Origin of the sequence: Pseudomonas ekonensis (assembly GCF_019145435.1) — a bacterium.
In the GTDB taxonomy this organism is placed as follows: Bacteria; Pseudomonadota; Gammaproteobacteria; order Pseudomonadales; family Pseudomonadaceae; genus Aquipseudomonas; species Aquipseudomonas ekonensis.
Genome location: NZ_JAHSTS010000002.1, coordinates 392,301 through 417,860 on the forward strand (window position 1 = coordinate 392,301; position 25,560 = coordinate 417,860).

The 25,560-nt window shown below is 63.8% G+C and carries 22 protein-coding genes and 4 tRNA genes; 5 read left to right on the plus strand and 21 right to left on the minus strand.

Annotated elements, in window-relative coordinates:
• The first annotated feature begins 310 nt into the window (after positions 1-310).
• The 3 genes from KVG96_RS14845 (at position 311) to KVG96_RS14855 (ending at position 2,533) form a co-directional block, all read left to right on the plus strand.
• A complete protein-coding gene (locus KVG96_RS14845) occupies positions 311-1,399 on the plus strand; it encodes an asparaginase (protein ID WP_217892821.1) in 1,089 nt (362 codons plus the stop codon).
• Positions 1,400-1,569: 170 nt separating this feature from the next.
• Positions 1,570-1,839: a DUF1654 domain-containing protein gene (locus KVG96_RS14850; protein ID WP_217892822.1), complete on the plus strand. Its 270-nt coding sequence runs from the start codon at positions 1,570-1,572 to the stop codon at positions 1,837-1,839.
• 4 nt (positions 1,840-1,843) lie between these two features.
• On the plus strand, positions 1,844-2,533 hold the full coding sequence (locus tag KVG96_RS14855) for an endonuclease (RefSeq protein WP_085631454.1): 690 nt from the start codon (positions 1,844-1,846) through the stop codon (positions 2,531-2,533).
• Between the two features lie 54 nt (positions 2,534-2,587).
• On the opposite strand, the gene KVG96_RS14860 is transcribed toward KVG96_RS14855, so the two are convergent.
• A complete protein-coding gene (locus KVG96_RS14860; protein WP_217892823.1) occupies positions 2,588-3,499 on the minus strand; it encodes a siderophore-interacting protein in 912 nt (303 codons plus the stop codon).
• An 87-nt stretch (positions 3,500-3,586) separates the two neighbouring features.
• Positions 3,587-3,955 (minus strand): SPOR domain-containing protein, encoded by a 369-nt coding sequence (locus tag KVG96_RS14865; protein ID WP_217892824.1) that lies wholly within the window; start codon positions 3,953-3,955, stop codon positions 3,587-3,589.
• 249 nt (positions 3,956-4,204) lie between these two features.
• Here KVG96_RS14865 and csrA point away from each other — a divergent pair, with 249 nt between their 5' ends.
• Complete coding sequence (csrA, locus tag KVG96_RS14870) at positions 4,205-4,399, plus strand: carbon storage regulator CsrA (protein ID WP_003179932.1); 195 nt, start codon at positions 4,205-4,207, stop codon at positions 4,397-4,399.
• A gap of 192 nt (positions 4,400-4,591) precedes the next feature.
• On the opposite strand, the gene KVG96_RS14875 is transcribed toward csrA, so the two are convergent.
• Both KVG96_RS14875 and KVG96_RS14880 read right to left on the minus strand, forming a co-directional pair.
• Entirely contained in the window at positions 4,592-5,047 is a 456-nt protein-coding gene (locus KVG96_RS14875; protein WP_217892825.1) for a DUF2214 family protein, read from the minus strand.
• 518 nt (positions 5,048-5,565) lie between these two features.
• Positions 5,566-5,642, minus strand: a tRNA-Val gene (locus KVG96_RS14880).
• A gap of 183 nt (positions 5,643-5,825) precedes the next feature.
• Here KVG96_RS14880 and KVG96_RS14885 point away from each other — a divergent pair.
• Positions 5,826-7,109, plus strand: coding sequence for an NAD(P)/FAD-dependent oxidoreductase (locus KVG96_RS14885; RefSeq protein ID WP_217892826.1), 1,284 nt, complete (start codon positions 5,826-5,828; stop codon positions 7,107-7,109).
• A 60-nt stretch (positions 7,110-7,169) separates the two neighbouring features.
• On the opposite strand, the gene KVG96_RS14890 is transcribed toward KVG96_RS14885, so the two are convergent.
• The 17 genes from KVG96_RS14890 to KVG96_RS14970 form a co-directional block, all read right to left on the minus strand.
• Complete coding sequence (locus KVG96_RS14890; RefSeq protein WP_217892827.1) at positions 7,170-8,141, minus strand: XdhC family protein; 972 nt, start codon at positions 8,139-8,141, stop codon at positions 7,170-7,172.
• Position 8,142: 1 nt separating this feature from the next.
• Entirely contained in the window at positions 8,143-9,378 is a 1,236-nt protein-coding gene (locus KVG96_RS14895; protein ID WP_217892828.1) for a c-type cytochrome, read from the minus strand.
• A 2-nt stretch (positions 9,379-9,380) separates the two neighbouring features.
• Positions 9,381-9,920: a (2Fe-2S)-binding protein gene (locus KVG96_RS14900; RefSeq protein ID WP_217892829.1), complete on the minus strand. Its 540-nt coding sequence runs from the start codon at positions 9,918-9,920 to the stop codon at positions 9,381-9,383.
• Entirely contained in the window at positions 9,913-12,744 is a 2,832-nt protein-coding gene (locus KVG96_RS14905) for a xanthine dehydrogenase family protein molybdopterin-binding subunit (protein WP_217892830.1), read from the minus strand. The genes KVG96_RS14900 and KVG96_RS14905 overlap by 8 nt, the downstream gene beginning before the upstream one ends.
• Before the next feature lie 434 nt (positions 12,745-13,178).
• Positions 13,179-13,255: transfer RNA gene (locus tag KVG96_RS14910), tRNA-Asp, on the minus strand.
• 94 nt (positions 13,256-13,349) lie between these two features.
• Positions 13,350-13,426 (minus strand) — tRNA-Asp (locus tag KVG96_RS14915).
• A gap of 54 nt (positions 13,427-13,480) precedes the next feature.
• Positions 13,481-13,556 (minus strand) — tRNA-Val (locus tag KVG96_RS14920).
• Positions 13,557-13,685: 129 nt separating this feature from the next.
• Positions 13,686-14,453 (minus strand): SDR family oxidoreductase, encoded by a 768-nt coding sequence (locus tag KVG96_RS14925; protein ID WP_217894231.1) that lies wholly within the window; start codon positions 14,451-14,453, stop codon positions 13,686-13,688.
• Positions 14,454-14,458: 5 nt separating this feature from the next.
• A complete protein-coding gene (locus tag KVG96_RS14930; RefSeq protein ID WP_217892831.1) occupies positions 14,459-15,670 on the minus strand; it encodes an O-succinylhomoserine sulfhydrylase in 1,212 nt (403 codons plus the stop codon).
• Positions 15,671-15,750: 80 nt separating this feature from the next.
• Complete coding sequence (gene purF / locus KVG96_RS14935) at positions 15,751-17,256, minus strand: amidophosphoribosyltransferase (protein ID WP_085577482.1); 1,506 nt, start codon at positions 17,254-17,256, stop codon at positions 15,751-15,753.
• Positions 17,257-17,297: 41 nt separating this feature from the next.
• Positions 17,298-17,858, minus strand: a complete 561-nt coding sequence (locus tag KVG96_RS14940; RefSeq protein WP_065261445.1) for a CvpA family protein — start codon at positions 17,856-17,858, stop codon at positions 17,298-17,300.
• A 98-nt stretch (positions 17,859-17,956) separates the two neighbouring features.
• Positions 17,957-18,634, minus strand: a complete 678-nt coding sequence (locus KVG96_RS14945) for an SPOR domain-containing protein (RefSeq protein WP_217892832.1) — start codon at positions 18,632-18,634, stop codon at positions 17,957-17,959.
• The gene (folC, locus tag KVG96_RS14950) at positions 18,618-19,925 is read right to left on the minus strand and encodes a bifunctional tetrahydrofolate synthase/dihydrofolate synthase (protein WP_217892833.1); all 1,308 of its coding nucleotides are present in this window, start codon (positions 19,923-19,925) and stop codon (positions 18,618-18,620) included. Before folC ends, KVG96_RS14945 begins: the two co-directional genes overlap by 17 nt.
• Entirely contained in the window at positions 19,922-20,842 is a 921-nt protein-coding gene (accD, locus tag KVG96_RS14955) for an acetyl-CoA carboxylase, carboxyltransferase subunit beta (protein ID WP_217892834.1), read from the minus strand. Before accD ends, folC begins: the two co-directional genes overlap by 4 nt.
• A 198-nt stretch (positions 20,843-21,040) precedes the next feature.
• The gene (locus tag KVG96_RS14960) at positions 21,041-21,673 is read right to left on the minus strand and encodes a phosphoribosylanthranilate isomerase (RefSeq protein ID WP_217892835.1); all 633 of its coding nucleotides are present in this window, start codon (positions 21,671-21,673) and stop codon (positions 21,041-21,043) included.
• 63 nt (positions 21,674-21,736) lie between these two features.
• On the minus strand, positions 21,737-22,561 hold the full coding sequence (truA, locus tag KVG96_RS14965; RefSeq protein WP_217894232.1) for a tRNA pseudouridine(38-40) synthase TruA: 825 nt from the start codon (positions 22,559-22,561) through the stop codon (positions 21,737-21,739).
• Between the two features lie 279 nt (positions 22,562-22,840).
• Complete coding sequence (locus KVG96_RS14970) at positions 22,841-25,510, minus strand: motility hub landmark protein FimV (protein ID WP_217892836.1); 2,670 nt, start codon at positions 25,508-25,510, stop codon at positions 22,841-22,843.
• Between the last annotated feature and the right edge of the window lie 50 nt (positions 25,511-25,560).

Consider the following 25,560-nt stretch of genomic DNA (forward strand, 5'->3'; position numbering starts at 1 on the left):
GGCCAACCGGCCTGTTTCTTTAATCCAGATCGCCAGGGTGGCCATTCCTCTGATTCGATCTGTTGCGTAGTACCTTTCGGAGAGCCGAACGCGAAATCGGGAACCGTTCGGAAAACCGGATCCAACATCCCGGCCATTTTTCACGCATCAAAAAATTATTGATGTAAATCATCAGCTTAAACGTTTCTCTCAAGCAGAGTGTGGCTGGTACAGATCCTGCTCCCCTCTTGCACCCCCGGCTTTCAGATGGGTCTGGGGCGCATCTAGATGAACCTGCATCCGCACCGTCTCACTACTAGAGAGAAAAATAATGAAGTCTGCTTTCAATACCCTGGTTCCAGGCGCCTTGGCGCTTCTCATGCTCCTGCCGACCGCCCTCCAGGCCAAAGAAGTCGAAACCCAGGCCAAGCTGGCCAACGTCGTGGTGCTCGCCACCGGCGGCACCATCGCCGGCGCCGGCGCCAGCGCGGCCAACAGCGCCACCTACCAGGCCGCCAAGGTCGGCGTCGAGCAGTTGATCGCCGGCATTCCGGAACTGAGCAAACTGGCGAACGTGCGCGGCGAACAGGTCATGCAGATCGCATCGGAAAGCATCAGCAACGAAAACCTGCTGCAATTGGGCCGGCGCGTCTCCGAACTGGCCGACAGCAAGGATGTCGACGGGATCGTCATCACCCACGGCACCGACACCCTCGAAGAAACCGCCTACTTCCTGAACCTGGTCGAGAAGACCGAGAAGCCGATCATTGTCGTCGGCTCGATGCGTCCGGGCACCGCCATGTCGGCGGACGGCATGCTTAACCTCTACAACGCCGTCGCCGTCGCGAGCAGCAAGGAAGCCCGCGGCAAAGGCGTGCTGGTGACGCTGAACGACGAAATCCAGTCCGGTCGCGACGTCAGCAAAATGATCAACATCAAGACCGAAGCCTTCAAGAGCCCTTGGGGCCCGCTGGGCATGGTGGTCGAAGGCAAGTCCTACTGGTTCCGCCTGCCGGCCAAGCGCCACACCATGGACTCGGAATTCGACATCAAGAACATCAAGAGCCTTCCTGACGTAGAGATCGCCTATTCCTACGGCAACGTCAGCGATACCGCCTACAAGGCCCTGGCCCAAGCCGGCGCCAAGGCGATCATCCATGCCGGCACCGGCAACGGCTCCGTCTCCTCCCGCGTGGTTCCGACCCTGCAGGCCCTGCGCAAGGACGGCGTGCAGATCATCCGCTCGTCCCACGTCAATGCCGGCGGTTTCGTCCTGCGCAACGCCGAACAGCCCGACGACAAATATGACTGGGTCGTCGCCCATGACCTGAATCCGCAGAAGGCCCGCATCCTGGCGATGGTCGCACTGACCAAGACCAACGACAGCAAAGAGCTGCAGCGGATGTTCTGGGAATACTGATGCCCCCTCGCCCGACCGGTTCCGGATCGGGCCTCCACCACCCGTCATTCGTGGCGGGTGGTTCCCCGGCAAAAAAATATCGCGTAATCCCTGCCAAAAACGGAAAACCGTTGTCAGAGGATCCTCTTGTTTTTTAAGCAGTTGCGAAATCGCCTACAGTTAAATACTGTATGCACGTACAGCTTAATAAGGATAACCTCGTGGCCACCTCCCCTGATGCTCCTGACGCTTACGAACGCATGGGCATGCGCATTCAAAAAATCATCAACGCCCCCACCGCACAAAAAGCCAGAGCCGCACTGATCTTTCGCTTGCCGGACGAACCGGTGGACGCATGGGAGCGCTTGCTGGAAGAGATCGACGAAAACGACAACGTCACCCTCGCCTACCGCGACGACGGTGGCGTACAGATTTTCTGGGTTGTACCGAAGGAAGACTGATCCAATGAGTGTCCGTTGCTTTGCCCTGCTGTTGCTGTTCATTTCCCTGGGAGCCCAAGCCGGCGCCCCACGCACCTTCACCGAAGCCAAGAAGGTCGCCTGGAAGCTCTACGCTCCGCAATCGACCGAGTTCTACTGCGGCTGCAAGTACACCGGCAACAAGGTCGATCTTGCCGCATGCGGTTACGTGCCCCGCAAAAACGCCAAACGCGCATCGCGCATCGAGTGGGAGCACATTGTTCCGGCCTGGGAATTCGGCCACCAGCGCCAGTGCTGGCAGGAAGGCGGACGCAAGAACTGCACCCGCTACGATCCGTCCTACCAAAAGGCCGAGGCCGATCTGCACAACCTGGTACCGAGCATCGGCGAGGTCAACGGTGACCGCAGCAACTTCAGCTACGGATGGCTGCCGGAACAGAAAGGCCAATACGGCGCATGCCTGACCCAGGTCGACTTCAAGGCCAAGAAAGTCATGCCCCGCCCCTCGATTCGCGGCATGATCGCCCGGACGTACTTCTACATGAGCAAACAGTACGGCCTGCGGCTGTCAAAACAGGACCGCCAGTTGTATGAGGCGTGGGACAAGACCTACCCGGTGCAGGACTGGGAACGGCAACGCAACCAGAGCGTGGCGTGCGTGATGGGACGCGGCAACGACTTCGTCGGGCCGGTGAACCTGAAAGCGTGCGGCTGACCGGTTACGCAATACAAAAGGCCTCGCGCTTGATGCCCGAGGCCTTTTTTGTGCTCAACTGCCGGCCTTGTTGTAGCGCCAATAGCCCATCAGGTTGAGCGATTCGCGAGGAATGCCGCGCTCCTTGATCAGATGCCGACGCAGGCTCATGACGGCAGCAGATTCACCGGCGACCCAGCCATAGAAACCTTCGGCGGACGCTTCAGCGATTTCCCAAAGAATCTCTTTGTCGATATCGACATCGGCCAATTCGACCGCCCGCCCCGCCGGCGACGAGTCGACAGGCAATGCCGCCGCCTTCACCGCCTCCACCATCAGCGCTCCCGCCACGGCGCCACCCGCCTGCTCCCGGACAAGCCACTGCACCGAAAGCCCAGGCCAGTCGGGAACCGGGAGCATGTCCTGCGCAGTATCGACCTCGAAGTAGGCCTGAACCTGGGGCGGCTCCGCGAGCGGCGCCAAGGCTTCAAGGATCCCCATGGCCGCCGGCAATGCTGTCGGATCGGCGACCAGCAGAACGTGCCTGAGCGCCTGCGGCGGCTTCCATTCGAAGCCCCCGGCCTCCTGGGCCGAAAAACGCCGGTCGGGCGCCAGCATCTGCATGGACGCTCCCGGCTGCGCCCTCAACGCCCAACGGGAAGCCGGGCCGGTTTCGCCATGCAGGACAAAATCGACATCCACCTCGCCAAGATCCGCACGCAGCTGGCGAATGGTGTAGGTGCGCATCGCCGGACGCCGGTCGGCCAGCATCGCCCGGAAGCGACTGTACCAGCCTTCCCCCTGCGACAGCTTCGAGGGCGAACCGTCAGCCGCCGGAAAGAACAGCTTCACCCGCTGATCGGGCGCCCATGTCGCCATTTCCGTGACGGCGGAACCGGCCAGCGTGATCCTCATCAGATGCGGAGTCAGCTGGACCTTGCGGCGCAATACGACATCGAACAGCTTGTAGGGGTTGGCGGAGGCCATGGATCGCTCCTTCTGGAAATCGTCGGTGACTCTCAAGAAAACGAGTCAGACAAGACTTCCTTTACCCGGCTCCGCCAAACGAGCCTGTCACTGCACCGCATTGCGCTCGATGATCAGCGATTCGATGTTCTGCTTTTTCGCCCGCACCAGCGCAGCGCTCAGATCTGCCTGGCGCGCCTCGGCTTCGGCCTTGGAGTTGAACGGCCCTAACAGGATGCGGGTATTGCCGGCGGCATCCTTGATGACGTTAGGCACGAAGGCATGCTCGATCAACCAGCCGCTCAGGTCGCTGACCGCCTGCGTGGTTTCACCGCGCACTTCCAGATCCCACTGGGCAGCAGGAGCGACAGCGGACGACGTCACCGCAGCCGGCTGCGGCTTTTGCCCCGCGACATTCTTGCCCTCTCCACAACCCGCCAATGCCAATGCCGCGACGACCCAGACCAGTTTGCGCACAACACTTCCCCCGAAAATCACAAAGGCGGCATCTTAACATTCGCGAATACTTCACGAACGCCGCAAAATCACCACAAAACAACGAGATTGATGATTGCGGCCCCTGTATAGTGACGCGCTGGGAATTAATGCCTCGTCTGCACGTCAGAAAGATGCACCCAAACCGCGAGACTTCGCACTAATCTATACGTACCACCGACTCTGCACTGTCCGAATCAGGTGCCCTACAAAGCTATCAAGGAGAACACCATGCTGATACTCACCCGCAAAGTCGGTGAAAGCATTAACATTGGCGATGACATTACGATCACCATCCTCGGTGTCAGCGGCCAGCAGGTCCGAATCGGCATCAACGCTCCAAAGAACGTTGCAGTGCACCGCGAAGAGATCTATCAGCGCATCCAGGCCGGCCTGACCGCTCCGGACAAGCCGCAAACCCCTTGAGCCCTGCCGCAGTCGCTAGCCAGTCCGCTGCCTTCATGTGATGGCTGGCTAAAGATTCAGCGCCGTATTGCCTCTGCTTCATTGGTCACGGCGCCTGCCATGCCCCCCTTCCTTTGCCCCGCCCAATAGTAACCACACCGCTCAAGGTTGGCTGTCAGACATTTCCCTTAAACAGCGGGGAATTCCACTCTCCTAAGCGAAGACCACCCCTCGCGCCATTCCGGTAGCCGCCACCACCATCAGCACCAGCAACAGCGCCTCGGCATGACTGATGCGCGCAAACAGCCTGGCGCGGCTCGAATCGGGCACCCCGCCGCGCGCCAGAGCGATGCGCCATTTGATCAACGTCACCATCGGCGCAAGCTCCAACAGCAGGATCAGCACGAACAACGTCATCTTCAGGTGGAACAGCGGCTGATGGAGATAGTAGTCGGTGCCCTTCTCATAACCCCCAAAGGCGCGCATCCCTCCGCTGACCAACAGAATCAACGCTGAGATCCCCCACAGGTTGTCGGCAAGCAGCACACGCCCCACAGCCCCCTCTCCAGCGGCAAGACGACTGAACGCCGTCCCACGGGTCAGCACAGCCCAGAACCCCAAAGAGACAGCCAACAAATGAACCGCAGCAAGAATCCAGTGAGCCAGCATCGATGCACTCCCGTCAGGCAGCCTTGTCATTCGGCCAGACAGTAGTAGTTGAAAAAGCGCGAACTCGCCCGATGCCGACGCACATGCAAAGGCGCCCGGGCGGCTTTTAAAGGAAGGAGGCAAATCGCAGGCAAAAAAAAATCCCAAGCAGCTGATGGAAGCTTGGGATTTAAAAATGCATAAACCGTGGTGGTGAACGCGGGGCGAATGTTACTGAATTATACGAGCTGTAACAACGTATTTTTGATAACCGGTCAGTTAAAAAGAATCGTAACCCCTTAAATATCCACATGTTTTCATGGGCGCTTGAAGAAAAGGCACAAAGTCGGTGCACATCCTTGCGAATTGCATACAAGGGAAAAGGATTATCGAGGAGAACTCGGAAAGTCGGATTCGTCGAGATCAGCGATCTGGCGACTGAAGTGAGGTTTGCAAAGCTTTGCAAATGACAGAAAGCAAAAAGGGGCCACCGTTTCCGGTGACCCCTTCCAGACCGCCCAGCAGAGCGGATTTTTGTTTGGTAGGCACGATTGGACTCGAACCAACGACCCCCACCATGTCAAGGTGGTGCTCTAACCAACTGAGCTACGTGCCTGCTGTGAGGCGGCATTCTACGGAATTCCGGAGGGGTGTCAACACCTTTTTTTCACCTAACCCTATGAATATGCAAAATTTTTAATTTCGCCCCGATAAAGAAGATTTTTCGGTGGCTGGCGGAGGTTTTTCAAACCGGGTAGGATCGTCGCACTCGTAAAATATATTAAACAGAGGCAGCAGGATGGCGAACACCCCTTACCCAGAGTCTTATTACGCTGCGTCGGCCAACGCCGCACCGGCCCGCCCGGCCCTGCAGGATGACGCGGAGACGGATGTCTGTGTGATCGGCGCTGGCTATACGGGGCTGTCCTCTGCCCTGTTCCTGCTGGAGAACGGCTTTCGCGTGACGGTGCTGGAAGCCGCCAAGGTCGGCTTCGGCGCTTCGGGCCGAAACGGCGGGCAGATCGTCAACAGCTACAGCCGCGACATCGATGTGATCGAACGCACCGTCGGCCCGAAACAGGCGCAACTGCTCGGCCAGATGGCCTTCGAAGGCGGCCGGATCATCCGCGAGCGCGTCGCCCGGTACAACATTCAGTGCGACCTGAAGGACGGCGGCGTGTTCGCCGCGCTCTCGGCCAAGCAGATGGGCCACCTGGAGTCGCAGAAGCGCCTGTGGGAACGTTTCGGCCATACCCAACTGGAACTGCTCGACCAACGCCGCATCCGCGAAGTGGTGGCTTGCGATCAATACGTCGGCGGCATGCTCGACATGAGCGGCGGCCACATTCATCCGCTGAACCTGGCGCTGGGCGAAGCGGCCGCCGTGGAGTCCCTGGGCGGCACCATTTACGAGCAGTCGCCTGCCGTGCGCATCGAGCGCGGCGCCAATCCGGTGGTGCATACACCGCAGGGCAAGGTCAGGGCCAAGTTCATCATCGTCGCCGGCAACGCTTACCTGGGCAACCTGGTGCCGGAGCTGGCGGCCAAATCGATGCCGTGCGGCACCCAGGTGATCACCACCGAACCGCTCGGCGAGGAACTGGCGAGATCGCTGCTGCCGCAGGACTACTGCGTCGAGGACTGCAACTACCTGCTGGACTACTACCGCCTGACGGGCGACAAGCGCCTGATCTTCGGCGGCGGCGTGGTGTACGGCGCCCGGGATCCTGCGAACATCGAGGCGATCATCCGTCCGAAAATGCTCAAGGCTTTCCCGCAGCTCAAGGATGTGAAGATCGATTACGCCTGGACCGGCAATTTCCTGCTGACGCTGTCGCGCTTGCCGCAGGTGGGGCGCCTGGGCGACAACATCTATTACTCCCAAGGGTGCAGCGGCCACGGTGTGACCTACACGCACCTGGCGGGCAAGGTGCTGGCCGAGGCATTGCGCGGCCAGGCCGAGCGCTTCGATGCGTTCGCCGACCTGCCGCACTATCCGTTCCCAGGCGGCCAGATGCTGCGCACGCCGTTCGCGGCGCTGGGCGCCTGGTATTACGGATTGCGCGACAAGCTGGGCGTCTGACCGCAGCTCCAGACTTCAGAAACACCTGTGGCGAGGGAGCTTGCTCCCTCGCCACAGGCGTCAGAGATGGTTGCGAGCGATGCCGCTGCGGATCCGCAGGATATCGGCAAGCACCGCCAAGGCAATTTCGGCAGGCGTCTTGCTGCCGAGGTTGAGCCCGACGGGCGCATGGATCCGCGCAAGCTCCGCCTCGCCCAACCCGCCGATCCGACGCAGGCGCTCGAAACGCTTCTGCGAGGTCTGCACCGACCCCATCACGCCGATGTAGAACGCCTCGGTGCGCACCGCCTCCATCATCGCCAGATCATCGATGCGCGGATCGTGCGTCAGGGCCACCACCGCGGTGTCGCGATGGCAGCCTCCTTCGGCGATGAACACCGACGGCAATTGCCGGCGGATCTCCACCCCCTCGAGCACCACCCCTTCCAGCACCTCGTCACGCGGATCGCACAGGATCACTTCGAAGCCGAGGCCCAACGCAAACTCGGCACACGCCTGCGCCACACTGGAGTAGCCCGCCAGCAGCAAGCGCTGCGCGGCGCCGATGCGGATCCTGACCCGGTCGATTTCACGTTCGATCCGCGCGCCTTGCTCGGCATCGGCCAACAACGCACGGGCACCGCTCGCCAGGTCGACCTCGCGGATCAGACGGGAATGCCCCAGCAGCGCCGACTCCAGTTCGCGCAAATGCGCCTGCACGTGGCAGCCGGCGTCAAATTTCTCTACCAGCACATCGAGAATGCCGCCGCAGGGCAGGCTGACCCGCGAACGCGGATCCTCGCCCTCCCCGTAGCGCACCACATTCACCGCCTCGAGAAACGCACCTTCGGCGACCCGTTCGAGAAAGTCTTCCTCGACGCATCCGCCGGACAACGAACCGATCCATTGCCCGCTGTCGCTCACCGCCAGCAACGAGCCCGGCGCACGGGGTGCCGAGCCATAGGTGGCCAGCACCGTGCACAACCACAGGCGCTGGCCGGCGACGGACCATTCCAGCGCCCGACGCACGACTTGCAGGTCCAGATGCTGCATGTCAGTGCGCCTTGTGCTCGACGGACGGCGCATCGGCCCGCAGCTTCTGCACGTCGCCCACGGCCAGATCCCCGGCCTGACCGCCCCAGCCTTCGCGCAGGTAGTTCAGCAGGTCGGTCAGTTGCCCGGCACTGAGCTTGTCGGCGAAGCCCGGCATCGGCTGCATGTGTTCGAAGCCGGCGAACTTCTGTTCGCCGATACCGTCATCGATCACCCGCAGCAGGTTGCGCGGATCTTCCAGGCGCAGCGTGGTATTGCCGCGCATGGCCACCGCGATGTGCGGTTTGCCTTCGCCGCCGGCAGCATGGCACCCGGCGCAGACGTTCAGGTATGCCTGACGGCCGCGTTGGGCGCTCGGGCTGAGCTTGTCCAACGGCACTTCGGCCAACTCTTTTGCCTTCGGCGGCTGATCGCCAAGCAGGAACGTCGCCATCGCCGCCAGGTCCGGATCGCTCAGGCCCTGGGTGCTGTTGTGGAACACCGGGAACATCTCGTTGAACATCGTGCCCTGGGCGCTCATGCCGTGCTTGAGGAACGCGCTCAGATCCTGATGATTCCAGCCCCGCGCGGCCAGGTCGGTGGCCAGCAGGCTCGGCGCCAGGTAGCCGTTGAGGATGCCGCCGGTCATGCGTTTGTCTTGCTGCATCGCGCCCGGCAGGCCCCGCGGCGTGTGGCACTCGCCGCAGTGGCCAAGGACGTCGACCATGTACTGGCCGCGCTTCCAGGCCTCGCTTTTGCCCTCCGCGGACTCCAGCTTCACGTCCTTGCCGTAAAGCATGTTCCAGCCGGTCAGGCCCAGGCGCACGTTGAACGGAAAGCTCAGGGCCGTCACCGGTGCCGGGCGCTCGATCGGCTCGATGGTCTTCAGGTACGCATGAATCGCGTCCGAGTCCGCACGCGGTATCAGGTGATACGAGGTGTACGGCATCGCCGGGTACAGGTTGGCGCCGTCACGGCGCTTGCCTTCGGTGAGCGCGGCGAAGAACTCGTCATCGGTGTAGAGACCGATGCCGTGCTCCTTGCTCGGTGTGATGTTGGTGCCGTAGATCGTGCCGAACGGCGAGACGATCGGCAGCCCGCCGGCAAACGGCGCTCCGCCCGGCGCGGTATGGCAGGCCATGCAGTCGGCGGCGCGGGCGAGGTACTCGCCGCGCTTGGCCTGGTCGTCCGCATGGGCCAGGAACGCCGGCGCAGCCAGCCCGACCGCCAGGGCCAGGCGGGTCAATGTACGCTTCATGCTCAACCCTCCTTGACCAGGCCGAGATCGGTCAGCACGTTGCGGGTGGCGTTGTAGTAACGCACGTACCCGGTGCAGCGGCAGACGTGATGACCGAGGCTGTCCTCGATGACCTGTTCCAGCTTGCTTTTGGCCACCGGCTGGCGCTGAAGCTTTTCCACCAGCACCGTCGCGGCGTTGACGAAGCCCGGCGCGCAGTAGCTGCACTGGAACGCGAACTCATCGACGAAACGCTGCTGGATCGGGTTCAGCTCGGTGACGCGCCCTTCCTCGTCACGCTTGGCGTGGCCTTCGATGGTTCGGACTTTCTTGCCTTCGAAATAATGCGCACCCGTGATGCAGGTGCGCACCTCTTCGCTGGTGCCGTCCGGGTTGTCGACGATCACCACGCAGGCATGGCAGATGCCCTGGCCGCAGCCCAGGCGCGAGCCGGTCAGGTTTTCGTGTTCGTGCAGGTAGTCGATCATCGGCAGGTCATCAGGGATGTCCACCGGACCTACGGATTGACCGTTGAGGGTCAGTTGAAGCGGACGGTTAGCCATTGAGGGCCTCCTTGATGCGGGCAGCGGTGATAGGCAAGTCGCGGACACGTTTACCGATGGCATGGGCCACGGCGTTGCCGATGGCGCCGACCACCGGGATCATCACCACCTCGGCGATGCCCTTGGACGGGTCGCTCGGCGACAGCGGCGGCAGGATCTCCGCCGTCTGCTTCCATACGGCCACGTGACGCGCCATCGGCAAGCGGTAGCGGTTGAAGTTCCAGTCGCCCTCCCCCGGCCCGCCTTCGTACAACGGCATCTCTTCCATCAAGGCGTGACCGATGCCCATGGCGATGCCGCCTTCGAGCTGCCCCTTGACCAGTTCCTCAACCAGCACACGTCCGCATTCGAGCCACGAATGGTGGTTGAGCACTTCGACTTCAGCCGAACCTTTGTTGACCTTAAGCTCCACCAGCGTCGCCACCGGGCTGTAGTAGGTCACGGCCGCGTTGTTCAATTGAACGACCGGGTAAGCGACGTTCTGCCGATCCAGCAGGTGGAATCCGGCGCTGGTCATCTGCGCCTGTTTCGCCTTCGGCGCGCCGTCGCCATACTTCACCGCCAGGCCGTCGAGCGGCAGACGCTCGCGCACGCCATCGATGCTGAACTCGGCCTCGGCCCAGCTCCAGCGGTTGAAGCCATGCACCGTCGCACCGGTGACCAGGCCGCGCTCGTGGGCGCGCCGGGCCAGCTCTTCGAAACTCAACGGCTGCATGCCGTTGGCGGTGAGCTTGCCGTCGATCCAGTGCGCGTCTTCACGGCGCACCACATAAGGGTTGGCCTGGCCGCCGTACGGGCCCTGCCGCCAGATCTCCAGCGCCGCCGGCCACAGGCCATGGTTGAACAGCACGCGCGCCGCTTCACGGGTGGCATGGCTGAAGTAGTACGCGGAGTTGGTCGCCGACGAGGCCGACGCGAGCTTGCCGACCCAGCGCGGGTTGCGCAGGAAGTTGTCCTGCTCGGCCTGGCTCATGATGTAAGGGTTGCCGGCGGTGACCAGTTGCATTTCCTTCCATTCGGTTTCGCCGGTCTTCACGTCGTGGGCCGGGCTGCCGAGGAAATCGGCCACCACCAGCGCTTGCGAAGTGGACATGCCGGTGCCGATCTCGATGCCGATGTGGCGCAGGGAAATGCGCCCGTCGGCTGTGAACTCGATGCTCGCCATCGGCGCTTCGGAACCGGTGCCGAAGTCTTTCTGGCAGATGGCGAAGCCGACGCCGTACCAGTTGTCCGGATCCGCCGCCTCACGCTGCTTCTTGATCGCATCGCGGTTTCGCCAAACTTCGTGCAGCGAGGCCTTGTCGAGAATCTCATGCAGGCGCAGCGCCCCGGCCGGAATCGCGCCCTGGGTGTTCTTCATCCCCGAGCGCAGCGCATTCTTGCGACGCAGGTCGATGGCATCGACACCGAGACGGCCGGCGATTTCATCGACCATCATTTCGGTGGAGGCCATGCTCTGCAGGGTGCCGTACCCGCGCATGGAGCCGGCTTCGACGGCGCGGGAATGGTAAGCGGTGACCTGCAGGTCGTTCTGCGGCATGTAGTAGATCGACTGCGCCGCCGTGGCGCCCACCGCCGCCACCGAAGGGCTGTAGTTGATGCGGCCGCCGCCGTCGACGCTCATTTCGGCGCGGAAGATCTTGAAGCTGTGGTCGTTCTTGTCCACCGCCAGTTGGTAGCGGATGTCGAACGGGTGGCGCTTGATGCCGCTCTGGAACTGCTCGTAGCGGTCGTTGGCCAGGCGCACCGGCACACCGGCGCCATACAGCGCAGCCAGGGCTGCGTAGTAGACGAAAATGTTATGGTCCTTGGAGCCGTAACCCACCGTGTAGCCCGGGTGCATGTTGAGATGGGCCAGGCCGAAGCGCGACGGCGCGATCATTTTCGCGGTCTCGGTGGCGGTCTCCAGCGGGCATTGGGTGGCGACCACGAAGTGCAGGGTCTTGGTCGCCGGGTCGTACCAGCCGTTGCCGTTGTCCGGCTCCATGGCGGCCGGCTCGATCGACGGCGTCTTGTAGCGTTCGTCGAACACCAGCCAGTTGTCCGGCGGCGTGTCGATCTGCTGCTTCATGCGATCGGCGTAGAACAGGCCGCGCTCGGTGAGATTGCCGTGCAGGTTCGGCTGGGCGTTCCAGACCGGACGGCGGTTGCGCAGCATCGGGAACAGGATCGAATCCTTGAGGCTGGCGAACTCGTCTTCGTCCGCCGAGGTCGGGCCGCCGACGCGCACATAGCGGAAACTGCCGTAAGGATCGCCTTCGTAGAACGGCACCTGGGCGCCGTAGCGGATCGCCTTGTCATTGAACTTGAGCCTGGCCTTGGCCTGACGGAAGCGCTCGAAGTCGTTCCAGATCAGGATCGCCACGGGATGACCGATGAACATCGGCACCTTGCCCGGCGGCAGCAGCGGATCCGGGGCGTGTTCTTCGGGGAACACGATGCCGTCCTTGTCCAGGTCGGCGGCGGTGACGATGCGGTCAGGCTGCAGCTCGGCACCGAGCCACGACAGGTCGTAACCGTCATAGATGCGGTCGGCCTTGATGGTCTTCAGCAGCATGGCGTGGCCTTGCTGGTGAGGCCAGCCCGGCATGTCCTTGGCGCGGATGTCGCGGGCAAAGACCTTGCTGCCGCAGACCTTGGACAAGGCATCGTTGCGTTGGCGCGCCTTGCCGTTGTGGCCGAGCCACTGCTCGGACGGCACGGTCACGCTGTTTTCCATCAAGGCCGCCAGCGCCGGGCTGCCGATCGGCGCGAGCGTGACGCTCACGCCGGCTACGAGCCCGCCCTGAAGGAACGAACGCCGGGATATTTCACGGTTGGACATGGATCATCCTTTGGGCGGTTATGAATCCGCCCTTCTGGTTATCTACGGGGAATCTCGAGTCTTGCAGAAGCCCTTTCAGGCGAAGCGAAGGGCTGTGACGAGCATGCAAAGCTGACCGAAAGGTTAACTTTAAAGGTTTCTACGCCCGCAGCAAACAACTGGACACAAAAAATTGACTAAAGAATCAAAAAAACTGCTTGCGAAGGCGTCGGGCCATTCCGCGTTTGCCTCGACTGGAGGAAGTTATCGCGAGCAGGTTCGCTCCCACCGGGATTGGCGTGGAATACGGGTGGCGTCAGGGAGGGAAAGGAGGAAAGGACAAATTTCAGGCACAAAAAACCCCGGTCTATCGACCAGGGTCCTTGTTATCGATCCGAATCAGCCAGTGGCTTGTTTCGGCGTTTCAAGGCGTTCAGTAGTCCTCGAAACAGATATGGCGCAGCGGACGGGACTCGAACCCGCGACCCCCGGCGTGACAGGCCGGTATTCTAACCGACTGAACTACCGCTGCGTATCGCTGTGGACTTGCGTCCGGATAACTCGTTTTGATTGAAAGCTTCGGTGCTTTCCAATCGCGAACCAGGCATTGCCTGAGTCGTGAAAAATGGCGCAGCGGACGGGACTCGAACCCGCGACCCCCGGCGTGACAGGCCGGTATTCTAACCGACTGAACTACCGCTGCGCGTCGGTGGAGGCATTTCAGCCTTCCATCTTGCTTTCGCAAGACTCTCGGGAGTGGTGGGTGATGACGGGATCGAACCGCCGACATTCTGCTTGTAAGGCAGACGCTCTCCCAGCTGAGCTAATCACCCGTTTGCATCTCCGAGGCCGCGAAATTTACGCAGATGCCGAAGCTAAGTCAATACCCTGCTTGAAGTTTTTCTGAAAAAGACGAAATCGTTTCAATCGGGGCACCGCAAACAGCCGCTCGAACCCACCACCTATTCGGAATAGATCATCTTCTTGGTCATGCCGCCATCGACCACAAACTCCTGGCCCGTGACGAACCCGGCGTTCTTCGACAGCAGCCAGGACACCATCGCCGCCACATCTTCGACCGTCCCTACCCTGCCTGCCGGATGCTGGGCGTGATCGGTATCGGTCAGCGGCTCGGCGCGACGCACGGAAGGATCCCGCGCATCGATCCAGCCGGGGCTGACGGCATTGACGCGGATCTCCGGCCCAAGGCTGATGGCCAGCGCATGGGTCAAGGCCAGCAGGCCGCCCTTGCTCGCCGCATAGGCCTCGGTGTCCGGCTCCGATTGCCGCGCACGGGTCGACGCCAGATTGACGATGGCGCCGCTGTGCGCGCGCAGGTACGGCGCACAGTGCTTGGCCAACAGCATCGGGCCGCTGAGGTTCACCGCCAGTACCCGGTTCCACCAGGCCAGATCGAGGCTTTCCAACGTGATGTTGTGCGGATCGGCCACCGCCGCATTGCACACCAGCGCGTCCAACCGGCCGAACTGCCCCAGCACCTCGGCCACGCCCGTCGCCACCTGGCCCTCGTCCGCCACGTCCATGGCAATGAACCAGGCGTTTTCGCCCAGCACCTTGGCCACTTTGGCGCCGCGCACGCGATCCAGGTCGGTCAGCACCACCCGCCAGCCTTCGCTGATGAGCCAGGCCGCGATGCCCAGGCCGATGCCGCGCGCCGCGCCCGTGACCAGTGCGACACGCCCATGGGCGCCTGCGGCCTGAGCCGGCAGCTCGATCACAATGCCGCCAGTCCGCGGGACAGGTCGGCCTGCAGGTCCGCCACGTCTTCCAGGCCGACCGCGACGCGGATCAGGCTGTCGCGGATGCCCGCCGCCTCACGCTCCTGCGGCGCCAGGCGACCGTGGGACGTGGTGCTCGGGTGGGTGATGGTGGTCTTGCTGTCGCCCAGGTTGGCCGTGATCGACACCAGCCGGGTCGCATCGATGAAGCGCCATGCCCCTTCCTTGCCCCCCTTGACCTCGAAGCTCACCACCGCACCGAAGCCCTTCTGCTGACGGCGCGCCAGCTCATGCTGCGGATGGCTTTCGAGGCCGGCGTAGTGCACTTTCTCGATGCCGTCCTGCTTCTCCAGCCATTCGGCCAGTTGCTGGGCGTTGGCGCAGTGCGCCTTCATCCGCAGGTTCAGGGTTTCCAGGCCTTTGAGGAAGACCCAGGCATTGAATGGGCTCAGGGTAGGCCCTGCGGTGCGCAGGAAACCGACCACTTCCTTCATCTGCTCGCCGCGGCCGGCGACCACGCCGCCCATGCAGCGGCCTTGGCCGTCGATGAACTTGGTCGCCGAATGCACGACGATGTCCGCACCCAGCTTCAGCGGCTGCTGCAACGCCGGGGTGCAGAAGCAGTTGTCGACCACCAGCATCGCGCCCTTGGCATGGGCGATCTCCGACAGCGCGGCGATGTCCACCAGCTCCGCCAGCGGGTTGGACGGCGACTCGACGAACAGCAACTTGGTGTTGGCCTTGATCGCCGCATCCCAAGCCGACAGATCCGCCAGCGGCACGTAATCGACTTCTACGCCGAAGCGCTTGAAATACTTCTCGAACAGGCTGATGGTCGAACCGAACACGCTGCGCGAGACCAACACATGGTCGCCCGCACTGCACAGGCTCATCACCACTGCCATGATCGCGGCCATGCCGGTGGCGGTGGCGACCGCCTGCTCGGCACCTTCCAGCGCGGCGATGCGCTCTTCGAAGGCACGCACGGTCGGGTTGGTGTAGCGCGAATAGACGTTGCCCGGCACTTCCCCGGCAAAGCGCGCCGCCGCATCGGCCGCGGTGCGGAACACGTAGCTGGAGGTGAAGAACATCGGATCGCCGTGCTCGCCTTCCGGCGTACGGTGCTGACCGGCACGTACGGCCAGGGTATCGAACGCTACGCCTTCGAGGTCGCTGTCCAGCCGACCGGCATCCCATTCCTGACTCATGCTGTCACTCCTTGCCCTGATCCTGATAAATGAACGTCTTGCGACAGATGCAAAACCGGCCCCTCAGGGCCGGTGGAAACTCAGTTGTTGTACAGATCGATGATCGCGCTGACCGCCTGGGTCTTGGCCTTGGAGGCATCGTTGCGCGCCTGCTCGATCTTGTTCAGGTACGCCTCGTCGACGTCGCCGGTGACGTACTTGCCGTCGAACACCGCACAGTCGAACTGCTCGATCTTGATCTTGCCGCCGCCGACGGCTTCGATCAAGTCAGGCAGGTCCTGGTAGACCAGCCAGTCGGCGCCGATCAGGTCGGCCACGTCCTGGGTCGAACGGTTGTGAGCGATCAGCTCGTGGGCGCTCGGCATGTCGATGCCGTACACGTTCGGGAAGCGCACGGCCGGGGCCGCGGAGCAGAAGTAGACGTTCTTCGCGCCGGCTTCGCGGGCCATCTGGATGATCTGCTTGCAGGTGGTGCCGCGCACGATGGAGTCGTCCACCAGCATCACGTTCTTGCCGCGGAATTCCAGTTCGATGGCGTTGAGCTTCTGGCGCACCGATTTCTTGCGCGCGGCCTGGCCGGGCATGATGAAGGTACGGCCGATGTAGCGGTTCTTGACGAAGCCTTCGCGGAACTTCACGCCCAGGTGGTTGGCCAGCTCCAGGGCTGCGGTGCGGCTGGTGTCCGGGATCGGGATGACCACGTCGATGTCGTGGTCCGGACGCTCGCGCTGGATCTTCTCCGCCAGTTTCTCGCCCATGCGCAGACGGGCCTTGTACACCGACACGCCGTCGATGATCGAGTCCGGACGCGCCAGGTAGACGTGTTCGAAGATGCACGGGGTCAGGGACGGGTTGGTCGCGCACTGACGGGTGTGCAGCTTGCCGTCTTCGGTGATGTATACAGCTTCGCCCGGCGCCAGGTCGCGGATCAGGGTGAAGCCGAGCACATCCAGGGAGACGCTTTCGGAGGCGATCATGTACTCGACGCCTTCGTCGGTGTGACGCTGGCCGAACACGATCGGACGGATGCCGTGCGGATCGCGGAAACCGACGATGCCGTAGCCGGTGATCATCGCCACCACCGCATAACCGCCGACGCAGCGGTTGTGCACGTCGGTCACGGCGGCGAACACGTCCTCTTCGGTCGGCTGCAGCTTGCCGCGCTGGGCCAGCTCGTGGGCGAACACGTTGAGCAGCACTTCCGAGTCGGAACTGGTGTTGACGTGGCGCAGGTCGGACTCGTAGATCTCCTTGGCCAACTGTTCGACGTTGGTCAGGTTGCCGTTGTGCGCCAGGGTGATGCCGTACGGCGAGTTCACATAGAACGGTTGGGCTTCGGCCGAGGTCGAGCTGCCGGCGGTCGGGTAACGGACGTGGCCGATCCCCATGTGGCCCACCAGACGCTGCATGTGACGCTGCTGGAACACGTCACGCACCAGGCCATTGTCCTTGCGCAGGAACAACCGGCCGTCATGGCTGGTCACGATACCGGCAGCGTCCTGGCCGCGGTGCTGGAGCACGGTTAGCGCGTCATACAGCGCCTGATTGACGTTCGACTTACCGACGATACCGACGATGCCACACATGCGACGCAACCCCTACTTAATGGATCTGAACTGAACAACACTCACTGCGGCGTTTTGGCCGACGGCAAGAGCTGCTCCTTGAACGGTATTTCAGCGGGTACGCTGATACCGCTGGCAAGCCACTGACTGCTCCACCCGAGAATCAGGTTCTTGGACCAGTCGGCGACCAATAGAAACTTTGGCACGAGCTGTGATTCTTTCCACCAGCCGTCCTGCTGCACCGGCCCCAGGCTCAGCAGCCCGACGGCCACGACCACCAGCAGCACGCCACGCGCCGCGCCGAAGGCCATGCCCAGGAACCGGTCGGTGCCGGACAGTCCGGTGACGCGAACCAGCTCGCCGATGAGGTAATTGATCATTGCGCCTACGATCAGCGTGGCGACGAACATGATGGCACAGCCCGTGATCACACGGGCCGATGGTGTCTGGATGTATCCGGCGAGGTACTCGGACAGTGAGCCACCGAACATCCAGGCAACCGCTCCTGCGATGATCCAGGTCACCAGCGATAGCGCTTCCTTGACGAAGCCGCGGCTCAGACTGATCAAAGCGGAGATGGCGATGATTGCAACGATCGCCCAGTCAACCCAGGTAAATGGCACAGTGCAGCCTACAGACGGATAAGGCGGCGCATTTTAGCAGAGCCCAGGGCTGTCGGTAAGCTGCGATTGTCAGTGCATTTCAATCGGGACGATAGTTTTCAGCCGCGCTCAGGCTGGAAACGCACGACGAAGCCCTTGAGGTTCTGCTGACGGCTGAGCAGATCCCGCAGGCGGTCGGCCTCGGCGCGCTCGATCAGCGGCCCCACGAACACCCGATTCTTGCCGTCGGCGGAACGGATGTAGGCGTTGTAGCCCTGGCTGCGCAGGGTTTTCTGCAGGCTTTCGGCGCTGGCGCGGCTCGACAGGCTGGCCAGTTGCACCGACCAGCTCACCGACAGGCCGTTGGCATCGACGCGACTTGCGCTGGTGTCCGGCTTGGTCGCTGCCGCGGCAATCGGCTGGGCCGGAGCCGGTGCGGGCTTGACCACCGGCGCCGGCGCAGGGGCCACCGGTTTCGCCGCCGCGACAGGCGCGGCCGGCGCAGGGGCTGGTGCAGGCGCAGCCGGCGCAATCGGCATCGCAGGCGCCGACTGCTCGGCGACGTCTTCATCGCTCGGCACCGGCTCTTGCGGCAAGGCTTGCGGCTCAGGCACCGCCACCGGTTCCATCTGCACTTGCGCCACGGCAGGCGCCTGCGGCGCGGTCGGGGCATCGACGGTCACCTGACGCTGCTCGTCCTGACGGGAAAACAGCATCGGCAGGAAGATCACCGCCAGCGCCACCAGCACCAGGGCGCCGACCATGCGCTGTTTGTACGCCTTATCCAGCAATGCCATCTGCCGCTTCCTCCGTGGAGCGCCGGGCCAGCCATTCGAGGGCCTCGGCAACACAATAAAATGATCCGAACAACAGAATCTCGTCTTCGTCCGTGGCCACAGCGCACTGCCCTTCCAGGGCGGCCGCCACGCTGTCGTAAGACGTGACGGACGCACCCAGCCCCTGCAACGCCGCGTGCAGCTCGGCGACCGGGCGGGCCCGCGCCGAATCCAGCGGCGCCACGGCCCAGTGCTGGACACTAGCATTCAACGCGCCGACGACGCCATCCAGATCCTTGTCCGCCAGCAGCCCGAACACCGCCAGGCGCTTGCCGGCCGGTGGCCGCGCCGCCAGGCGCCGGGCCAGGTATTGCGCCGCATGCGGGTTGTGGCCCACATCCAGCAACAGATTCAGACGCTTGCCGTTCCAGTCGAACGAGCGCCGGTCGAGACGGCCGACCACCCGGGTGGCCTGCAACGCACCGACGATCTGCTCACGCTCCCACGGCAGGCCCGACACGAGATAGGCCTGCAGCGCCAGCGCGGCGTTTTCCATCGGCAGGTCGAGCAGAGGCAAGTCCGGCAACTCGACGACCTGCCCCTGGCTGTCCGTCCCGCGCCATTGCCAATGCCGGTCGGTCACGCCCAGGTCGAAATCACGCCCGCGCAGGAAGAACGGGCACGCCAGCTCGCGGGCCTTGTCGAGCAACGGTTGCGGAGGGTTCAGGTCGCCGCACAGCGCCGGCTTGCCGGCGCGGAAGATGCCGGCCTTTTCGAAGGCCACGGATTCGCGGGTGTCGCCCAGGTACTCGGCATGATCGACGCCAATGCTGGTGACCAGCGCGATATCGGCGTCCACCACGTTGACCGTGTCCAGACGCCCGCCCAGGCCGACTTCCAGCACCACCGCATCGAGCCCCGCGCGCTGGAACAGCCAGAACGCCGCCAGGGTGCCCATTTCGAAGTAAGTGAGGGAAGTGTCGCCGCGCCCTGCCTCGACCGCCGCAAAGGCTTCGCACAGTTGCGCGTCGGTGGCTTCGACGCCGTTGAGTTGCACCCGCTCGTTGTAGCGCAGCAGGTGCGGAGAATTGTAGACACCGACGCTCAGGCCCTGCGCCCGCAGCAGCGAAGCCACGAATGCGCAGGTCGAACCCTTGCCGTTGGTGCCGGTGACCGTGATCACCCGAGGCGCCGGCTGGCCCTGCCCCATGCGGGACGCTACCTGTTGCGAACGCTCAAGCCCCATGTCGATGGCCGAGGGATGCAACTGCTCGAGGTAGGCGAGCCACTCGCCAAGGGTGCGCTCGGTCATACGTTGGCAGGCACCGGCGGAACGACGATCGGCTCGACCGGAGCGGCGACGTAGGTCGGCGTCGGCTGGCCGGTCAGTTGCGCCAGCAGGTTGCCCAGACGCGGACGCAGCTTGCGGCGGTCGACGATCATGTCGATGGCGCCATGCTCCAGCAGGAACTCGCTGCGCTGGAAGCCTTCCGGCAGTTTTTCGCGCACGGTCTGCTCGATCACGCGCGGGCCCGCGAAGCCGATCAGGGCCTTCGGCTCACCGACGATCACGTCGCCGAGCATCGCCAGGCTGGCGGATACGCCGCCGTAGACAGGGTCGGTCAGCACGGAGATGAACGGGATGCCTTCTTCGCGCAGGCGAGCGAGCACCGCCGAGGTCTTGGCCATCTGCATCAGCGAGATCAGGGCTTCCTGCATGCGCGCGCCACCGGAGGCGGCGAAGCAGATCATCGGGCAACGGTTTTCCAGGGCGTAGTTGGCGGCGCGCACGAAACGCTCACCGACGATGGCGCCCATGGAACCGCCCATGAAGTTGAATTCGAACGCCGACACCACCACCGGCATGCCCAGCAGGGTGCCGCTCATAGAGATCAGGGCGTCTTTTTCGCCGGTCTGCTTCTGCGCAGCGGTCAGGCGGTCCTTGTACTTCTTGCCGTCGCGGAACTTCAGACGGTCGACCGGCTCCAGGTCGGCGCCCAGTTCGCTGCGGCCTTCGGCATCCAGGAAGATGTCGATGCGCGCACGTGCGCCGATGCGCATGTGGTGGTTGCACTTGGGGCAAACGTCCAGGGTCTTTTCCAGCTCGGGACGGTACAGCACAGCCTCGCAGGACGGGCACTTGTGCCACAGGCCTTCAGGCACCGAGCTCTTCTTGACCTCCGAACGCATGATCGAAGGGATCAGTTTGTCTACCAACCAGTTGCTCATGCTTTCTTTCTCCAGTACCGGCGGCCCGAACGCTCTGGTTCGCGGCCCCGCGTATGCCCTTCAGCTAAATTCATTGTGTGCGGCGATGACCGGTGGACTGCCGGGTCGGCGGGAAGCGACCTTGCGCGCAATCCAAACATCCTCAGCCGCGCCTGCTTGTTGCAAGTGCAGTTATGGACGGCGGCAGTCTGCCAGCCGTCACATCGGTGCTGCGTTGCCGCGTGCGGCGTTGATGAACGCCCGGATCCTGGCGTGATCCTTGATGCCCTTGCTCGCTTCCACCCCGCCGCTGACATCGACCGCATACGGCCGCACCCGGGCGACGGCGTCGGCGACGTTGTCCGGCGTCAGGCCGCCGGCGAGGATCAACGGCTTGCTCAAACCCTGCGGAATCAAAGACCAGTCGAACGCCTCGCCGGTTCCGCCCGGCACGCCTTCGACGTAGGTGTCGAGCAGCACGCCGCTGGCGCTCGGGTAGGCATCGCAGGCAGCGGCGATGTCGTCACCGGCCTTGACCCGCAGCGCCTTGATGTACGGCCGGTGCCAGCCTTCGCATTCGGCGGCGGTCTCGTCGCCATGGAACTGCAGCAGGTCCAGCGGCACGGCGTCGAGGATCTCCCCCAGTTCGCACCGGCTGGCGTTGACGAACAGGCCCACCGTGGTCACGAACGGCGGCAGCGCCCGGATGATCGCCCGCGCCTGCTGCACGGTCACCGCCCGCGGACTCTTGGCGTAGAACACGAAACCGATGGCGTCGGCCCCGGCCTCGACGGCCGCCAGCGCATCCTCTAAGCGGGTAATCCCGCAAATCTTGCTGCGAACGGCTGACATGTCGATAGAACCCCAAGGCAAATCCGTGAAAGTCCCGGATGGTAGCAAATGCATTCGAGGGCGTCAGCCGTCCAGTTCAGCGAAACCGGTCAGGAAATGCGGCCCGATGAAACGCTCCGGCAACGGGAACTCGTCGTGGTACTCGACCTGCACCAGATAGAGCCCGAACGGGTGCGCCGTCACCCCGCCGGAGCGCCGCTCACGGCTTTCCAGCACCTCTTTCATCCACTCCACGGGGCGCTCGCCGGCGCCGATGGTCATCAGCACCCCGGCGATGTTGCGCACCATGTGGTGCAGGAACGCGCTGGCGCGGATGTCGATCACGATCATCTTGCCGTGGCGGGTCACGCGCAGGTGATGGAGTTTCTTGACCGGCGACTTGGCCTGGCACTGGCCGGCGCGGAACGCGCTGAAATCGTGGGTGCCCACCAGGCACTGCGCCGCCTGCGCCATGCGCTCGACGTCCAGCGGACGGTGGTTCCAGGTGATTTCCTCATTGAGGTGCGCCGGACGGATCTGATCATTGTAGATCACGTAGCGGTAACGCCGGGCGACGGCCTTGAAGCGCGCATGGAAGTGGGCCGGCATCACCTGGGCCCAACTGACGCTGATGTCGTGGGGCAGATTGATGTTGGCGCCCATGACCCAGGCCTTCAGCGACCGCACGGCCTGCGTATCGAAGTGCACCACCTGCCCGCAGGCGTGCACCCCGGCGTCGGTGCGGCCGGCGCACTGGATCGCCACCGGCGAATCGGCGACCTTCGACAGAGCCTTTTCCAGCTCTTCCTGCACCGACGGCACGCCTGTGGCCTGGCGTTGCCAGCCGCGGTAGCGCGAACCTTTGTACTCAACGCCCAGGGCGATGCGGAAAAAGCCTTCGGGGGCCATTTCGGCGGCCGGGTTATCTATGTTTGCCAAAGCGGGACAGCCTGCAGATCCACAAAGGCGGGCATTATAAGGCCATGAATGGGGGATGCCAGAAAGTTCTCCAGCGGGTGTTCCGGCCTCATCGCGGGCAAGCCCGCTCCCACACTGACCGTATCGTGCACAAGACCTGTGGGAGCGGGCTTGCCCGCGATGAGGCCGGAACAGTCACCCAATGCCTGCCACCGAAACAAAAACGGCAGCCCCGATGGGCTGCCGTTCTCATTACCGCCGAACGCCGGATCAGGCCAGGTGCGAAAGCATCTCCCGGGCCTCGTTCTTCTGCTTGTCGTCACCCTCGCTGAGCACTTCGTTGAGGATGTCGCGCGCGCCGTCGTTGTCGCCCATGTCGATGTAGGCCTGGGCCAGGTCGAGCTTGGTGGCGGCCTCGTCGGTGCCGGAGAGGAAGTCGAAGTCATCCTCGCCCAGCTCACCGAGGTCACCGCCCATGGCCGCGTCAGCTTCGCTGAAGCTCGGCTCGCCGAGGCTCTGGGACAGGCGGTCCAGCTCTGCGTTGACGTCGTCCAGCTCGGCGGAGAACGCATCCGGTTCTGCAGGGGTCGCGTCCATTTCGTCCGCCAGGGACAGGTCGAAGTCCGCCGGCAGATCCAGCTCGTCGATCGGCGCCTGGGCCACGGCCGGCGCTTCGACCGGCGGCAGATCCTTCGCGCCGTCGTCCAGATCCAGCAGGAAATCGTCTTCGGCCAGCGTGGCCGGCGACGCTTCGGCGCCCAGGTCCAGGTCCAGGTCGAACTCCGGCAGGTCGTCGAGGTTTTCCTTGATTTCGGTCTGCTGCTGCAGCACGGACTCGAAACTCAGGTCGTCATCGGCCGGGAACTCGTCCAGCTCGACCGGCGCCTCGGGCTCGACGAGCGCAGCAGGCTCAGGCTCAACCACCGCCGCCGGCTCCACCGGTTTGATGTTGTCCAGATCGTCGAGACTCAGGTCGAACGCGCTGTCCAGCTCGTTGTCGGTTTCGGCCGGGGCCTGCGGCTCGTCGAGCAGCAGTTCCTTGACGTATTCGGCATCCAGCTCGGCGGCCATGGCCGCAGCGGCCAGCCCGGTGGCGGCGACGACCGCCATGGCCGGGAAGCGCTTCTTCAGCTCTTCGACCTTGGCGAAGTTCTCGCCGTTGGCGACCAGCTGACGCTCCTGACCGACGAACATGTCGCGGTCGCCCTGGCGGCCGTAGACTTCCATCAGCTTCAGGCGCAGATCGCTGCGCTGCGGCTCCAGGCTCACGCCCTCCTCCAGCAGCGCGGCGGCCTGGTTCAGGCGACCGCCGTCGATGTGCGACTGGGCCTTGGCCAGCACGTCATCGGTGCGCTCGGCCGCCGGCGCGACCAGCGGCGCGGCGATCGGCTGCGCCACCACGACAGGCTCGACGGCCGGGGCCGGGGCTGGCGTTGGGGCTGGCGCCGGAGCAGGTGCGGGGTTCAGCTTGACGCTCGCCGCCGGCGTTTCCAGGCCTTCGAAGCTGCTTTCCGGCAGATCGAGTTCAGGCTCGAAGGATTGCTCCTCCAGGGCCCGGGCCATGCGCAGGTGCTTCTCGGCTTCCTGCTGGGCCTTGCGCCGGCGGGCCAGCAGCAACAGCAGAAGCAGCAGGACGATGGCGCCGCCGCCGGCCAGACCCAGCAGGATCGGGTTGGTCAGCAGTTCGTTGAAGGCTTTGTCGTCATCGGCGGCCGGTTTCGGCTCGACCACAGGCTCGGCGGGCGCAGGCGCAGCCGCTTCGGGCGCCGGAGCGGCCGGGGCGATTTGCGCCGGGGCGACCGGCGGCGTGGTGGCCAGCTCGGCGGTGATGGCCGGCACCGGAGCCGGCGCAGGCGCAGCTTCCGGTGCGGCGGCCGGCGCAGCCCCTTCGGCCTGCATCTTCGCCAGTTGATTGTTCTTCAGTTCGATCAGGCGCTGCAGCTTGTCCAGCTGGCTCTGCAGGTCTGCCATGCGGCTTTTCAGCTCGGCATTGTCGCGACGGGTCGTGTCGAGGCTTTCCTGGGTCACCGCCAGCTTGTTGCTCAGGGCCTTGGCGTCGCCGGCCGGGCCTTTGCCGCGGGCCTTGCCGCTTTCGGCGGAGACCAGGCTCAGGTTGTCCTTGGGGTTCGGCGCAGCGCCCGCGTTGCTGCGGCCACGCTTGGTCGCGTCCAACTGCTGCTGGCCGCTGCCCGGCTTGGCCACGTAACGGCGACCCTGGCGCCAGGCGGTGTTCTGCGCCGCCACTTCGGCGATCGCCTTCGATTGCGGCAGCGCCGTGCTTTGCACCGAATCCGGCAGGCGCAGCACCTGGCCGGTCTTCAGGCGGTTGATGTTGCCGTCGATGAACGCATCCGGGTTGAGGGCCTGGATCGCCAGCATGGTCTGCTGCACCGATCCGCCGTTGCGCGCCTTGGCCGCGATTTCCCACAGGGTGTCGCGCGGCGTGGTGGTGTATTGCGCCGGATGGGTGGCGCCGGTGGTCGGCGCGGTGATGGTCTGCACCGGGGCCTGTTGGGCGGCGTCGGCGGTCTGCGGGGAGAACTTGGACGGATCCAGCAGCACGCTGTAGTCGCGCAGCAGGCGGCCATTGGGCCACATCACCTGCACCAGGAACTTCACCATCGGCTCGGACAGCGGCTTGCTCGACGTCACGCGCAGCACGCTCTTGCCGCTGGCGTTGAGCACCGGGGTGAAGGTCAGGTCGTTGAGGAAGACCTGGCGGTCGACACCGGCCTTGGCGAAGTCTTCGGGCGAGGCCAGGCTCGGCACCACTTCGGCGGCGGTGAGATCCTTGACGTCGAGCAGCTCGATCTCCGCCACCAGCGGCTGGTTCAGGGTCGACTTCAGGGTCAGCTCCCCGAGCCCGAGGGCATGCGCCATACCGGATGACAGCGCCGAGGCGGCCGCTATTGCTAACACCAGTTTGCGAACTTGAACCATAGCCTCTTCCTTTGTCTGAACATTCCTCGGCCAGCGAGAAGTCTTGAATA

Bases quoted from the DNA above. Each gene is read 5' to 3' on its own strand.
- KVG96_RS14850 (WP_217892822.1), top strand. From the start codon at position 1,570: ATGCACGTACAGCTTAATAAGGATAACCTCGTGGCCACCTCCCCTGAT.
- KVG96_RS14905 (WP_217892830.1), bottom strand. From the start codon at position 12,744: ATGTCCAACCGTGAAATATCCCGGCGTTCGTTCCTTCAGGGCGGGCTC.
- csrA (WP_003179932.1), top strand. From the start codon at position 4,205: ATGCTGATACTCACCCGCAAAGTCGGTGAAAGCATTAACATTGGCGAT.
- accD (WP_217892834.1), bottom strand. From the start codon at position 20,842: ATGAGCAACTGGTTGGTAGACAAACTGATCCCTTCGATCATGCGTTCG.
- KVG96_RS14895 (WP_217892828.1), bottom strand. From the start codon at position 9,378: ATGAAGCGTACATTGACCCGCCTGGCCCTGGCGGTCGGGCTGGCTGCG.
- KVG96_RS14930 (WP_217892831.1), bottom strand. From the start codon at position 15,670: ATGAGTCAGGAATGGGATGCCGGTCGGCTGGACAGCGACCTCGAAGGC.
- purF (WP_085577482.1), bottom strand. From the start codon at position 17,256: ATGTGTGGCATCGTCGGTATCGTCGGTAAGTCGAACGTCAATCAGGCG.
- KVG96_RS14855 (WP_085631454.1), top strand. From the start codon at position 1,844: ATGAGTGTCCGTTGCTTTGCCCTGCTGTTGCTGTTCATTTCCCTGGGA.
- KVG96_RS14945 (WP_217892832.1), bottom strand. From the start codon at position 18,634: ATGGCATTGCTGGATAAGGCGTACAAACAGCGCATGGTCGGCGCCCTG.
- truA (WP_217894232.1), bottom strand. From the start codon at position 22,561: ATGGCCCCCGAAGGCTTTTTCCGCATCGCCCTGGGCGTTGAGTACAAA.
- KVG96_RS14875 (WP_217892825.1), bottom strand. From the start codon at position 5,047: ATGCTGGCTCACTGGATTCTTGCTGCGGTTCATTTGTTGGCTGTCTCT.
- KVG96_RS14900 (WP_217892829.1), bottom strand. From the start codon at position 9,920: ATGGCTAACCGTCCGCTTCAACTGACCCTCAACGGTCAATCCGTAGGT.
- KVG96_RS14845 (WP_217892821.1), top strand. From the start codon at position 311: ATGAAGTCTGCTTTCAATACCCTGGTTCCAGGCGCCTTGGCGCTTCTC.
- KVG96_RS14860 (WP_217892823.1), bottom strand. From the start codon at position 3,499: ATGGCCTCCGCCAACCCCTACAAGCTGTTCGATGTCGTATTGCGCCGC.
- KVG96_RS14890 (WP_217892827.1), bottom strand. From the start codon at position 8,141: ATGCAGCATCTGGACCTGCAAGTCGTGCGTCGGGCGCTGGAATGGTCC.
- KVG96_RS14960 (WP_217892835.1), bottom strand. From the start codon at position 21,673: ATGTCAGCCGTTCGCAGCAAGATTTGCGGGATTACCCGCTTAGAGGAT.
- KVG96_RS14970 (WP_217892836.1), bottom strand. From the start codon at position 25,510: ATGGTTCAAGTTCGCAAACTGGTGTTAGCAATAGCGGCCGCCTCGGCG.
- KVG96_RS14885 (WP_217892826.1), top strand. From the start codon at position 5,826: ATGGCGAACACCCCTTACCCAGAGTCTTATTACGCTGCGTCGGCCAAC.
- folC (WP_217892833.1), bottom strand. From the start codon at position 19,925: ATGACCGAGCGCACCCTTGGCGAGTGGCTCGCCTACCTCGAGCAGTTG.